General features: G+C 61.2%; 15 protein-coding genes and 4 tRNA genes. 1 reads left to right on the forward strand and 18 read right to left on the reverse strand.

What is annotated here, in order from left to right:
- Positions 1-2: 2 nt before the first annotated feature.
- The 16 genes from G4D79_RS25680 to G4D79_RS25755 all read right to left on the reverse strand — a co-directional run bounded on the left by G4D79_RS25680 (position 3) and on the right by G4D79_RS25755 (position 9,402).
- Positions 3-797: an ABC transporter permease gene (locus tag G4D79_RS25680; protein WP_003942038.1), complete on the reverse strand. Its 795-nt coding sequence runs from the start codon at positions 795-797 to the stop codon at positions 3-5.
- A 9-nt stretch (positions 798-806) separates the two neighbouring features.
- Entirely contained in the window at positions 807-1,928 is a 1,122-nt protein-coding gene (locus G4D79_RS25685) for an ABC transporter ATP-binding protein (protein ID WP_007728450.1), read from the reverse strand.
- Between the two features lie 259 nt (positions 1,929-2,187).
- Positions 2,188-2,574, reverse strand: a complete 387-nt coding sequence (gene rplL / locus G4D79_RS25690) for a 50S ribosomal protein L7/L12 (protein ID WP_003941857.1) — start codon at positions 2,572-2,574, stop codon at positions 2,188-2,190.
- Between the two features lie 78 nt (positions 2,575-2,652).
- Positions 2,653-3,237 (reverse strand): 50S ribosomal protein L10, encoded by a 585-nt coding sequence (gene rplJ, locus G4D79_RS25695; protein ID WP_003942074.1) that lies wholly within the window; start codon positions 3,235-3,237, stop codon positions 2,653-2,655.
- A 419-nt stretch (positions 3,238-3,656) separates the two neighbouring features.
- On the reverse strand, positions 3,657-4,349 hold the full coding sequence (locus tag G4D79_RS25700) for a hypothetical protein (protein ID WP_042453090.1): 693 nt from the start codon (positions 4,347-4,349) through the stop codon (positions 3,657-3,659).
- 134 nt (positions 4,350-4,483) lie between these two features.
- Positions 4,484-5,203 carry a 50S ribosomal protein L1 gene (gene rplA, locus G4D79_RS25705; RefSeq protein ID WP_003941982.1) on the reverse strand — a complete coding sequence of 240 codons (720 nt, stop codon included), beginning with the start codon at positions 5,201-5,203 and terminating at the stop codon, positions 4,484-4,486.
- 109 nt (positions 5,204-5,312) lie between these two features.
- Positions 5,313-5,747 carry a 50S ribosomal protein L11 gene (rplK, locus tag G4D79_RS25710; RefSeq protein WP_003941896.1) on the reverse strand — a complete coding sequence of 145 codons (435 nt, stop codon included), beginning with the start codon at positions 5,745-5,747 and terminating at the stop codon, positions 5,313-5,315.
- Positions 5,748-5,813: 66 nt separating this feature from the next.
- A complete protein-coding gene (gene nusG, locus G4D79_RS25715; RefSeq protein ID WP_003942049.1) occupies positions 5,814-6,650 on the reverse strand; it encodes a transcription termination/antitermination protein NusG in 837 nt (278 codons plus the stop codon).
- An 84-nt stretch (positions 6,651-6,734) separates the two neighbouring features.
- A complete protein-coding gene (gene secE, locus G4D79_RS25720) occupies positions 6,735-7,238 on the reverse strand; it encodes a preprotein translocase subunit SecE (protein ID WP_007728455.1) in 504 nt (167 codons plus the stop codon).
- Positions 7,239-7,269: 31 nt separating this feature from the next.
- A tRNA-Trp gene (locus G4D79_RS25725) sits at positions 7,270-7,342 on the reverse strand.
- Between the two features lie 173 nt (positions 7,343-7,515).
- Positions 7,516-7,941 (reverse strand): (3R)-hydroxyacyl-ACP dehydratase subunit HadB, encoded by a 426-nt coding sequence (gene hadB, locus G4D79_RS25730; RefSeq protein ID WP_003941909.1) that lies wholly within the window; start codon positions 7,939-7,941, stop codon positions 7,516-7,518.
- On the reverse strand, positions 7,928-8,482 hold the full coding sequence (gene hadA, locus G4D79_RS25735; RefSeq protein ID WP_007728457.1) for a (3R)-hydroxyacyl-ACP dehydratase subunit HadA: 555 nt from the start codon (positions 8,480-8,482) through the stop codon (positions 7,928-7,930). The genes hadB and hadA overlap by 14 nt, the downstream gene beginning before the upstream one ends.
- 86 nt (positions 8,483-8,568) lie before the next feature.
- The gene (gene rpmG / locus G4D79_RS25740) at positions 8,569-8,736 is read right to left on the reverse strand and encodes a 50S ribosomal protein L33 (protein WP_003941903.1); all 168 of its coding nucleotides are present in this window, start codon (positions 8,734-8,736) and stop codon (positions 8,569-8,571) included.
- Between the two features lie 61 nt (positions 8,737-8,797).
- Positions 8,798-8,870, reverse strand: a tRNA-Met gene (locus tag G4D79_RS25745).
- A gap of 45 nt (positions 8,871-8,915) precedes the next feature.
- Positions 8,916-8,988: transfer RNA gene (locus tag G4D79_RS25750), tRNA-Thr, on the reverse strand.
- 331 nt (positions 8,989-9,319) lie between these two features.
- Positions 9,320-9,402: transfer RNA gene (locus G4D79_RS25755), tRNA-Tyr, on the reverse strand.
- Between the two features lie 224 nt (positions 9,403-9,626).
- On the opposite strand from G4D79_RS25755, the gene G4D79_RS25760 reads away from it, so the two are divergent.
- Positions 9,627-10,118, forward strand: coding sequence for a YajQ family cyclic di-GMP-binding protein (locus tag G4D79_RS25760; RefSeq protein WP_003941854.1), 492 nt, complete (start codon positions 9,627-9,629; stop codon positions 10,116-10,118).
- A gap of 71 nt (positions 10,119-10,189) precedes the next feature.
- Here the strand turns inward: G4D79_RS25760 and htpX are convergent, their stop codons facing one another.
- On the reverse strand, positions 10,190-11,053 hold the full coding sequence (gene htpX / locus G4D79_RS25765; RefSeq protein ID WP_007728460.1) for a zinc metalloprotease HtpX: 864 nt from the start codon (positions 11,051-11,053) through the stop codon (positions 10,190-10,192).
- Positions 11,054-11,206: 153 nt separating this feature from the next.
- Positions 11,207-12,256: a polyprenyl synthetase family protein gene (locus G4D79_RS25770; RefSeq protein WP_037129929.1), complete on the reverse strand. Its 1,050-nt coding sequence runs from the start codon at positions 12,254-12,256 to the stop codon at positions 11,207-11,209.
- Positions 12,257-12,315: the final 59 nt, after the last annotated feature.

Genomic DNA, 12,315 nt, shown 5'->3' on the forward strand with positions numbered 1-12,315 from the left:
GGTCAAGATCCCTTCGCCGGCACGATCTGGAGGTACACCATCGTCAGAATCAGATTGGCGAAGAACAACAGCAGGAACGTGATGACGACGGCCTGGTTCACCGCCTCACCGACGCCCTTCGGGCCACCGGACGGGTGGAGTCCCTTGTACGCGGAGATCACACCAGCGATGACACCGAACACCGCGGCTTTGATCTCACCGCTCCAAATGTCCGGTAGCTGCGCAAAAGCTGAGAACGACGAGATGTAGGCACCGGGGTTACCGCCCTGCAGGATCACGTTGAAGAAGTAACCACCCGCGATACCGACGACGGACACCAGTCCGTTGAGCAGAACAGCGATCAGCACCATCGCGAGTACACGCGGAACCACCAGGCGCTGAATCGGATTGATTCCGAGGACTTCCATCGCGTCGATCTCTTCACGGATGGTTCGAGAACCGAGATCGGCCGTCACGGCCGATCCGGCCGCACCGGCGACCAGCAACGCTGTCACCAGGGGGCTACCCTGCTGGATCACCGCCAGGACGCTGGCAGCGCCAGTGAACGATTCTGCACCCAACTGCTTGATCAGCGAACCGGTCTGCAGTGAGACGACGGCGCCGAAAGGGATGGCTACCAATGCCGTCGGCAAAATTGTCACGCTGGCGATGAACCAGGCCTGCTCGATGAACTCACGGAACTGAAATGGACGCCGGAACGTATTCCTGACGACGTCGACAAACAGTTCGACGATGTTTCCGGCCTGAGTTAATGCTCCGTTGACCGGACTCAGAACCGAGTTGCGGGTAACCCCCATCCGATATGCCTACCCTTGCCCGTGTGTCGTGTTTCCGTAGGGATCGCCCTCGTATGCAGGAATGACCTGCGTGTCTTGCGAGTTGTCGTTCCACTCCCCCTGATAGCCGCTCGCTTCGGCGTACTGGGGATCGTACTGCCCAGTTCCGTCAACCTCGTCGAGGCTGTCCTGAATCGCCGCCTGTGCGTTAGCTGGGAGGGTGTGCATGATCTGACGGACGCGCTCCTGGCGACGACGAACAGCCTGACGCTCCGGGTTTCCGGGGGTGGCCTTCATCTGCGGCACGATGCCCTCGACGTCGTCGACACCACCGGCGTGGTGACCGGCGTCGACGAGCGCCTGCTCGTGCGCCATCTGAGCCTCGTCCTTCTCCTCCGACATACCGATCGGACCGATCATCGTTCCGTTGAGGAACTGCTTGACGACGGGCTCGTCCGAGGTGAGCAGCACCTCACGAGGACCGAACATCACCAACTGACGACGGAAGAGCATGCCGATGTTGTCCGGCACCGTGCGTGCGAGGTTGATGTTGTGCGAGACGATCAGAATCGTCGCGTCCGACTGGGCGTTGATGTCGATCAGCGTTTGGCTGATGTACGTCGTACGCACCGGATCCAGACCGGAGTCGGGCTCGTCGACGAGGATGATCTCGGGATCGAGAACGAGTGCACGCGCCAGACCGGCACGCTTGCGCATACCGCCGGAGATCTCACCGGGAAGCTTGTCCTCGGCGCCGACCAGACCCGTGAGGTCCAACTTCTCCATCACGATCTTGCGGATATCGGATTCCGACTTCTTGGTGTGCTCACGAAGCGGGAAGGCGATGTTGTCGTACAAGTTCATCGAGCCGAACAGTGCGCCGTCCTGGAAGAGAACGCCGAACAGCTTGCGGATCTCGTAGAGCTCCTTGGAGGAGCACTGCAGGATGTCCGTGCCGTCGATGACGATGGAGCCTTGTTCAGGGCGGAGCAGTCCGATCAGGGACTTCAGGAACACCGACTTACCGGTACCCGAAGGCCCGAGCAGTGCGCTGACCTCACCCGCGGGAAGTGTCAACGACACGTCCTGCCAAATCCTCTGCGACCCGAAAGACTTTGTCAGTCCTTGTACCGCTACCTCGACTCCCACCATTACCTCCGCGACGTCCGTTGCATGCATGCACCCGTGTGGGTTGGGTCACTCTATCGCATGGGAGTGGTACCCGTGACTGCGAATACTACTAACGAGTAGGGAAGAAGCATAATTCAGATCACAGCCTAGTTCGGACACCCCTCCCACCTGCATGAATTCCGGCATATCACCCGCGAAAAAAGTTCAAAAAAAGAGGGCCACTCCCCGTGGGGAGTGGCCCTCTTCGTTACTACTCGCGAAGAGCAGCGGGAAAACCGTCTTACTTGATGACGATCTTTGCGCCGGCAGCTTCGAGCTTTTCCTTGGCAGCCTCTGCGGCGTCCTTGGCAACCTTCTCGAGGATGGCCTTCGGAGCGCTCTCGACGAGGTCCTTGGCTTCCTTCAGGCCGAGGCCGGAAACGACCTCACGGACGACCTTGATGACCTGGATCTTCTTGTCGCCAGCCGACTCGAGGACGACGTCGAACTCGTCCTGCTCTTCAGCAGCTTCTGCGCCGGCAGCCGGTGCGCCTGCAGCGGCGACGGCGACGGGAGCAGCAGCGGTGACCTCGAAGGTCTCCTCGAATGCCTTAACGAACTCCGAGAGCTCGAGGAGGGTGAGCTCCTTGAACTGGTCCAACAACTCTTCGGTGCTGAGCTTCGCCATTGTGGCGGTCCTTCCTGTAAGTCCCATGTCGCTGATCCGCGACCGGGCGGGGTTATAGCAGTGATGCGCGGGTGCGGATCAGCTTTCGGCTTCGGCCTCGGCCGGAGCCTCGGTGGCAGCCTCTGCGGGGGCCTCTGCGGCTCCGCCTTCTGCAGCCTTCTTCTCCTGCAGGGCAGCGGCCAGACGGGCCATCTGCGAAGCGGGAGCATTGAACAGGCCTGCGGCCTTTGCCAAGTTGCCCTTCATCGCGCCGGCAAGCTTTGCCAACAGGATTTCGCGGGATTCGAGATCCGCGATCTTGTTGACCTCTTCCACGGACAGCGCAGCGCCGTCCATGTAGCCGCCCTTGATGATGAGCGCCTTGTTGTCCTTAGCGAAGTTCTTCAGAGCCTTCGCAGCGTCGACCGGTTCGCCCTTGATGAATGCAATGGCGGTCGGACCAACGAACAGGTCATCAAGGCCCTCGATGCCAGCCTCTGCGGCGGCACGCTTGACCAGGGTGTTCTTGGCGACGGAGTAGGTGGCACCTTCTCCGAGAGCGCGTCGCAGTGTCGTGATGTTGCCAACCGAAAGGCCACGGTATTCCGTGACCACAGCGGCGGTCGAACCCTTGAACTGCTCGGTGATTTCCGCAACTGCGGAAACCTTCTCAGGCTTTGCCATACTTCGCCTCCTCTCGTGACAGTCGTTGTCCCACTCAGGAACCGCTGCACCTCATCGGGGTGAACCCGAGAAGACACAGTCCGCGACATGCAAAACGCCCCGGCGCAAGCGCACGGGGCGTACAGAGGAAACATGAAGAAGAGGCTTACGAATCAGCGTAACGATGCAAAGCGAGGCAGTGCATAACCAGGCAAACTGTAGAACCACTACATCAAGCTATCCCCCTACCTCGTTCACCTACGTGGGCCGCCGGGCACTCCCGGACTTTCAACCACACCCATCACTGAGTGCAATCACCAACGGTCTTGGGTAGAACATGATTTTGGGGTGAAGTTCATATCCAGCACTGAACTCCGCCTCGAAGACTACCTGACTGCTCGCTGCACAACCAAATCGAGTTCGTCACGCACCCGATTCCTTCAAGCACCGATAGCCCTGGCGATCTTGTGTTCGATTGCTGCCCGAGCTCGGTCCGGCAACACCAGCAATCCATCGAGTTCCTTGTGGGCCTTCCGGTACGCACTCTGACGTTCCTGTGGCGTCGCGCCCTCGTCCATGGCCAGTCGCAGCAGACGTTGCGCCCTTACCAGGCGTTCTTGTTCGTCGAGGGTGAATCCGCTCCGTCGGCGGCGCTTCGCCTCAGCTTCCGCGATTTCGAAGGCGATCGAGTAAGCGTGCACCGCCTCGCGGTACTCGGTTTGTGCCTGCTGGTTGCCGATCATCGTCTCCGGATTGCCTGGGCGAAGCAGATCGGCACGATATTTGGCTCGATGAAAATCGGCGGTCAAAGGCTCGCGCATGTCCGTCATCATCGGGGTGTCGAGCAGTGTGACCGGATCGAGCTCGTACGAGAACCATCGGGCGTCGACCGCATCGTGCTGCTCGATTGCCTTGGCCAGCTCTCGGCGCTGTGTTTCTTCGTCGGCGTGATGTTGTGCGTTGGCTTGCGCGATGGCGACCTTGGTCTGCTGCTTGAGCCGGAAGCGCTCTTGCCGGCGCTCGATCCGCCTTTCGTTGGCAACCGCGACACCTTTCAGCGCCCCACCGATGGTGCCGCCGAAAACGAAGATCAGCCACCAAAAGTTTCCGAGGAACTGGAACGCTTCGTGCATACCCCGATGATGCCACCGTTAGATCGATACCACCGATGGACCGATACCACCGGCAGAGGCAGGCCCTCCCGACACAGACAAGAAGGCCGGCAGGGAGTGATCCCTGCCGGCCTTCTTGTTCGTATGCGGACTGCTTACGCGTCTGCAGCATCCTCGAGGAGGTTGCGAGTACGGTTCGGATCCACCGGGATGCCCGGACCGGTGGTGGTCGAGACCGTGATCTTCTTCACGTAGCGGCCCTTGGCCGACGAGGGCTTCGCACGCAGGATCTCGTCCAGGGCTGCGCCGTAGTTCTCCACCAGCTTCTCATCGTCGAACGATGCCTTGCCGATGACGAAGTGCAGGTTGGCCTGCTTGTCGACGCGGAAGTTGATCTTTCCGCCCTTGATGTCGTTGACAGCCTTGGTGACATCCGCCGTGACGGTGCCCGTCTTCGGGTTCGGCATCAGGCCACGCGGTCCGAGGACACGGGCGATGCGGCCGACCTTGGCCATCTGATCAGGAGTCGCGATTGCGGCGTCGAAATCGACCCATCCACCCTGGATGCGCTCGATCAGGTCTTCTGCACCGACTACGTCAGCGCCTGCAGCCTCGGCTTCTGCTGCCTTCTCGCCAACAGCGAACACGATGACGCGAGCGGTCTTACCGGTGCCGTGGGGCAGGTTGACCGTTCCGCGGACCATCTGGTCAGCCTTACGGGGGTCGACGCCCAGACGAACTGCAACCTCAACGGTTGCATCCATCTTGGTGGACGACGTCTCCTTGGCGAGCTTTGCAGCCTGAAGCGGGCTGTAGAGCTTGTCTGCGTCGATCTTCTCAGCGGCGGCGAGGTACGCCTTGCTGCGCTTTGCCATTTGTTCTGTCCTTACTTGTCACTGCAGCGAATTACCTGTGCAGTGGTGAATGGTTCAGTTGTGGTCGGGGCCTGGCCGGCCCTCCCACGTAATGCTGTGGAGCGGACTATCAGCCCTGGACCGTGATGCCCATGGAACGAGCGGTGCCGGCGATGATCTTCGCGGCCTGCTCGATGTCATTGGCATTGAGGTCTTCAGCCTTGGTCTTCGCGATTTCGCGCACCTGATCCATGGTCACCGAGGCAACCTTGGTCTTGTGCGGTTCGCCGGAGCCCTTGGCGACGCCGGCTGCCTTGAGGAGCAGCTTGGCGGCGGGAGGGGTCTTCAGCTTGAAATCGAAGGTCCGGTCTTCGTAGACCGAGATCTCGACCGGCACAACGTTGCCGCGCTGGGACTCAGTCGCCGCGTTGTAGGCCTTGCAGAACTCCATGATGTTCACGCCGTGCTGACCGAGTGCGGGACCCACGGGAGGTGCAGGGTTGGCCTGACCTGCCTGGATCTGCAGCTTGATGAGCCCGGCGAGCTTCTTCTTCTTTGGGGGCATCTCTAGTTCCTAGTTTCTAGCTTGGGTGTGTGTCTTGCGTCGAACAAATTGCAAGTTTTGGGGTGGTCAGATCTTCGCGACCTGGTTGAAGTTGAGCTCAACCGGGGTTTCACGACCGAAGATCGACACGAGAACCTTGAGCTTCTGCTGCTCGCCGTTGACCTCGCTGATGCTGGCCGGAAGGGTTGCGAACGGGCCGTCCATGACGGTGACCGACTCGCCGACCTCGAAGTCGACCTCGATGAGGGGCTTGCCGAAGGACTCGGACGGTGCCTCGCCTGCTGCGACGGCGGCCGCTGCAGCCTGCTGCTTCTTCTGCTCCTGCTGCGGGAGCAGGAACTTGACGACCTCGTTGAGGGTCAGCGGCGAGGGACGCGACGTGGCACCGACAAAACCGGTGACACCAGGCGTGTTGCGCACGGCGCCCCACGACTCGTCGTTGAGCTCCATGCGAACGAGGATGTATCCGGGCAGAACCTTGCGGTTGACCTGCTTGCGCTGGCCGTTCTTGATCTCGGTGACCTCTTCGGTGGGAACTTCCACCTGGAAGATGTAGTCGCCGACATCGAGGTTCTGAACGCGAGTCTCGAGGTTGGTCTTGACCTTGTTCTCGTAACCGGCGTACGAGTGGATGACGTACCAGTCACCCGGGGCGCGGCGCAGCGCAGCCTTGAGTTCGGCAACGGGATCCTCGACCTCGAGCTCGGCGGCGGGAGCGGCCTCGTCGGAGTTCTCGGCATCGTCGGAGATGACGTCCTCGGTCGCTGCAGCGTCTGCATCAGTGCCTTCGGCAACGTCTGCATCGGTGCCTTCGGCAACCACGACGTCTACTTCGGCTGCCGCCTCGGCAGAAACACGCTCTTCGGCCAAAGCCTCATTCGTGTCGTTCTCGGGGGTGCTCACTGGGGCACTCGCTTCCTCTCGTTACTCGGACCCGGGTCGGGTCTTGTCGCGCTCGCAGGCAAAGACGCCCGACTGCTACGGCGATCAGCCGAACAGCCAGGTGACACCCTTGATCACAGCGATATCGACGCCGCTGATGAAAGCGACCATGAAGACCACGAACGTCAGCACGACGCTGGTGTAGGTGATCATCTGCTTGCGGTTCGGCCAGATGACCTTACGGAGTTCTGCGATGACCTCGCGGAAGAATTTGCGCAGGCGCTTGAAGATGTTGTCCTTCTTCGCCTTGGGCTTCTTGCCGGGGTTCGTTGCAGTCGGCTTGGCCGAAGATGTCCGGGATGCCGTCCGGGCCGGAGTCTTCACGGTGGACGCGCTGACCGAGGCGCCGCGTGCAGCGCGCTTGCCGGTCGGCTTGTTGGAAACCCCAGTGGATGCGGAGGGAGCCTTTTCGGCACCGTCCTTGTCCAACGAAAGATCGGAACGCGTAGTCGCGTCAGCTGCAGTGTCGTCGACACCGGTCGAATCGGCAGACGGTGAAGTCTCCGCATCCGAAGTGTCGGCGTCGCGCTTGGCGCGCTCCTCGCTCACGTCGTTCCTCTCAGTCGCTGGCATCCGGGGGCAGGGGCGACAGGACTTGAACCTGCAACCTGCGGTTTTGGAGACCGCTGCTCTGCCAGTTGAGCTACGCCCCTTTGGTTGACCTCGACAGGTAGATCCTGCCTGAATCAACCGTTCTGCGATCACACAACATACGCGCTACCCGAGGTGAATGTCTTGCAACATTCAGGGCAGCGCGCAGCGCTGAGGAATCCCAGAAATCTCAGTGTACTTCAAAGCCCCGGAACAAACACAATCCGCCCTGCGATCAGGCTAGACGGACCGTGGCAGTGGCACGACCGAAGATCTTCTTACCTTCGGACTTGGCCACAATTGCCAGTACTGCGGTCTTGCTTTCTTCGTCGATCGACTTCACCTTGGCGGTGAACTCGATCTCGGCAGCCTTGTCGGCTGCCACGATCACCGGACTCGTGAACCGTACGTTGTACTCGGTCACTGCGCCCGGATCTCCCAGCCATTCGGTGACGTAGCCGGCACCGATGCCCATGGAGAGCATGCCGTGCGCGACGACGTCCGGCAAGCCGGCAAGTCGTGCGACCTCGTCACTGAAGTGAATCGGATTGGGATCTCCCGAAACACCCGCGTAGTTGGCGAGGTTTCCACGCGTCAGGGTGACGGACTTCTCGGGGAGAAGTTCGCCGACACTCACGTCGGAAAATTTACGAAGCGACATGCATCATCACGTCCTTGACTGCGTGGGCGATGTTCTCGTCCACTTCCCCACCCGTTCGAGCAACAAGCGTCGTCCACGTGGTGACGACGGCTTCGTCGTTCTGATCGGTGATGATGTTCTTGGTCACGATGATGTCGCTACCTGCGGCCTGCCTGAACGAATCCAGGAAGACGTCGCAGAAGAGTCGGTCACCGACCTGCATGGGCTTGTGCAGCACCAAGCGCTGATCGGTCTGAAGAATCTGACTCAGGTCGTAGCCTGTGACGATCTCTTCGAACAGACGTCGCTGAGCAATGGCACCCACGATGGCGACGAACGTGATGGGAGCGATCAGGCCGTCATATCCGAGGCCCTTGGCTGCCGTCTCGTCGTAGTGCGCGGGATGGGCGTCCTGGACGGCGCGAGCGAACTCGCGTACCTTCTCGCGTCCGACCTCGTAGAAGTCTTCGACACGATAGTGGTGACCGACCATCTGGACGGCATGAGCGGCCGGGTCCGTAGGGACCTCGGCCGCTGCCTGGTTCTCTTGCAAATCTGTCACGCGGTGAGACTCTCTTCTAGCTAGGACCCGAAGACGCAGGCCCAGAGAGGGTCTTCCGCGAAAATCGTCGTCCTGTTAAGGACTTACTACTTCGACTCGCGATGCGACTGGTGGGTTCCGCAGTTGGGGCAGAACTTCTTGAGCTCCAGGCGATCGGGGTCGTTGCGCCGATTCTTCTTGGTGATGTAGTTGCGGTGCTTGCATACCTCGCAGGCCAAGGTGATCTTGGGCCGAACGTCGGTCGAGGAGGCCACGGGATGCCTTCTTTCGGGTGTATCTGATTACGAGCAATCAGGGTGGATCATGCATATTGTGTAGCGGTGACCGGACTTGAACCGGCGACGCAACGATTATGAGTCGTTTGCTCTACCAACTGAGCTACACCGCCTCGGTGTCGAGTGTCGCGCGGAAAGCACGGCACCACAATCCAGCGAGCCCCCTAACGGAATCGAACCGTTGACCTTTTCCTTACCATGGAAACGCTCTACCGACTGAGCTAAGGGGGCGTGGCTCAGGAGCGCGTTGCCGCTCTCTTGAAGCCTCCGAAAGATTACACACGAACGAGCGCCAGCACCAAATCCGCTGGTCATCGGGGCAAAAATGGTGCCGGAGCCCATTGTTGCACCGATCGAGGCCGCTGGCGAGGGCTTTGCGGGAACCAACTTGACCCCGCACTCCCCCTGAAACCATCCCCCGGGGCCCATCCCGAGGCCCCTGAGCCTCCGACACCCCTGAGCCGAAGCCGGCGCCTGCGTCGCCAACGCGCGCTCGACCTCGGTACACGCACAAAAAAAGTCAGCCCCGACTCTCGCGAAGAGAATCGGGGCTGACTTGGTGTGGCAGATGTAGGATTCGAACCTACGTAGGCATAAGCCGACGGATTTACAGTCCGCTCCCATTGGCCGCTCGGGCAATCTGCCGTGCTTGCACCAGGCTTCGATCCGGCGCATTCGCAAGTATATCGCGACGTGCGGCGGCCGAAAACGGCTTCCTCGGTGCGGTGAGAAGAATACAACGAACACACCCCCATTTTGCAAACCGGGTGGTAACGGGCGGTGCCGACCCGATAACGTCGAGGTGTCCACCGGTATGGAAGGTGGGCGGAACTCGATGTTCGTGAACTACCGGAAAGCGGGAGTGTGAAGTGGCTGATTCGTCCTTCGACGTGGTGAGCAAGGTTGACCGTCAAGAGGTGGACAACGCCCTGCATCAGGCTGCCAAGGAGTTGACCACGCGTTTCGACTTCCGAAACACGGGAGCGTCGATCGAGTGGTCTGGTGAAGAGACGATCACGTTGAACGCCGACACCGAGGAGCGACTGCTGGCCGCCCTCGACGTGTTCAAGGAGAAGTTGATCCGTCGTGACATCTCGCTGAAGGCATTCGATGCCGGCGAGCCGGCGCAGTCCGGAAAGATCTACAAGCTGTCCGGAACCTTGGTCCAGGGCATCAGCAGCGAGAACGCGAAGAAGATCACCAAGAAGATTCGCGACGAGGGCCCCAAGGGCGTCAAGGCGCAGATCCAGGGTGAGGAACTTCGTGTGAGCAGCAAGAAGCGCGACGACCTCCAGGGCGTCATCTCCCTGCTCAAGGGTGAGGACTTCGGGATCGCCCTGCAGTTCGTGAACTACCGGTAGTAGGGGCTGCGCCCCTGTGCGCCTTTTTGGTAGTTCCGACGACCAGAAAGGCTCACAGGGGCCGAAGGCCCCTACATCCCCGCCATCTTCTCCAAACGCTCGATCCGGTCCGCCATGGGCGGATGCGTCGAGAACAGCTTGCTGACCTTGTCGCCCGCTCTGAAGGGGTTGGCGATCATCAGGTGGGACTGCGCCGCGAGCTTGGGCTCAGGCGGCAACGGCGCGGCTGCGACGCCCGACTCGAGCTTGCGCAGCGCCGACGCCAACGCCAGCGGGTCACCGGTGAGCTCGGCTCCCGATTGATCCGCCTGGTACTCGCGAGAGCGCGAAACGGCCAGCTTGACCACGGTTGCCGCGATCGGTCCCAGCAGGGAGACGAGCAGCAGCGCGATCGGATTGCTTCCCTGCCCGTTCCCTCGGCCGCCGAAGATGCTCGCGTACATCGCGAAGTTGGCCAGGCCAGAGATGACGCTGGCCATCGCGCCGGCCACGGACGAGATCAAAATGTCCCGGTTGTAGACGTGGGAGAGTTCGTGCCCGAGCACGGCACGCAGTTCGCGTTCGTTCAGGATCTGCATGATGCCGCTGGTCACGCACACCGCGGCATGCCGAGGGCTACGACCGGTGGCAAACGCGTTCGGGGCGTTCGTGGGGCTGACGTACAGCCTGGGCATCGGTTGGTGCGCCGTCGTGGCGAGTTCGCGCACGATTCGGTAGATCGCCGGTGCCTCGACCTCGGTGATGGGCTGGGCGCGCATCGATCGAAGCGCCAGCTTGTCGCTGTTGAAGTACACGTAGGCATTCATGCCGACGGCAAACAGAACGGATCCCCACAGAAGGAACGGGCTGTTGAACAGCGAGCCGATGAAGACGATCAGCGCCGACATCCCCACCAACAAGCCGAATGTCTTCGCACCGTTCGCGTAGCCGTGCAAACCGCTCACCTCTTGCCTCGCTGGAGCCGAAGGCTCACCCGAACTCCCCGGTGTATGCACCGGTTCTGTTCAGTCAACGAAAGACAGGGGCATCAGGGTTCCCACCCAGTGACTGTCGGGGTTTCCACCCGGTAGCCCCGATTCGCCGAGGTGTCAGCCGACTCGTTCGATCGTGTAATCGACGAGACGCACGAGCGCTTCGTTGGCCGGTCCCTGCGGGAGCTCAGCCAACTGAGCTTTCGCCGCGACGGCATACTCGCCGAGCTTTGCCTTCGCCTTGACCATGCCCGGCGAACGCTCGAGCAGTTCGAGGGCCTCTTCCACCAGGGCATCTTCGGTAACCGGGCCCGCGAGAAGCTCCCGCAGGCGATCTGCGTCGGCCCCTTCTTCGCGGAACGCGTACAGGACGGGCAGGGTGTGGACTCCCTCGCGCAGGTCGGTGCCGGGCGTCTTGCCGGACTGCGCCGAGACGGACGAGATGTCGATGATGTCGTCGGAGATCTGGAACGCGGTGCCGACGGCGTCACCCAGGCGCTCGAGGCGCTCGATGTGAGCTGCGTCGGCGCCGGAGAAGGTGCCGCCGAAGCGTCCCGAAGCAGCGATCAGCGAACCGGTCTTCTCCCACACGACCTTGAGGTAGTGCTCGACCGGATCCTGCTCCTTCTTGACACCGATCGTCTCGCGCATCTGGCCGGTGACCAGTTCGGCGAATGTTTCGGCGATGATCCGAACGGCCTCGGGTCCGAGCGTCGACACCAGTCGTGATGCGTGCGCGAACAGATAGTCGCCGGCCAGGATCGCCACGCTGTTTCCCCAGCGGGCATTGGCGCTGGGTGCTCCGCGCCGCATGGACGCCTCGTCCATGACGTCGTCGTGATAGAGCGTCGCCAGGTGAACGAGTTCGGTGACAGTCGCTGCGGTGATGATCGACGGATCGTTCGGCACCGGTCCGAGTTGCGCGGTCAGGATCGTGAACAACGGACGGAAGCGCTTTCCACCAGCTCGCGCGAGATGCAGCGCGGCCTCGGTGAGGAAGTCTTCTCCGTCGGACAGCTCGCTGACCAACAACTCCTCGACATCGGAGAGTCCACCACGCACTACTGCGGCGAGCTGTTCGTCGCCCAGGTCGATGCCTGCAACGACGGTGCTCGATGCGGTTGCGTCGGCAGCAGTCTTTTCGGTGCTCACGATGTCAGTACCCATTCCTGTCGTCAGTGACGGCTCGGTTCCCACGGTAGTGAACCTAGCGGTTCGCACTCGGG

Origin of the sequence: Rhodococcus sp. WY5, from assembly GCF_018588185.1 — a bacterium.
GTDB classification, from domain to species: domain Bacteria; phylum Actinomycetota; class Actinomycetes; order Mycobacteriales; family Mycobacteriaceae; genus Rhodococcus_F; species Rhodococcus_F qingshengii.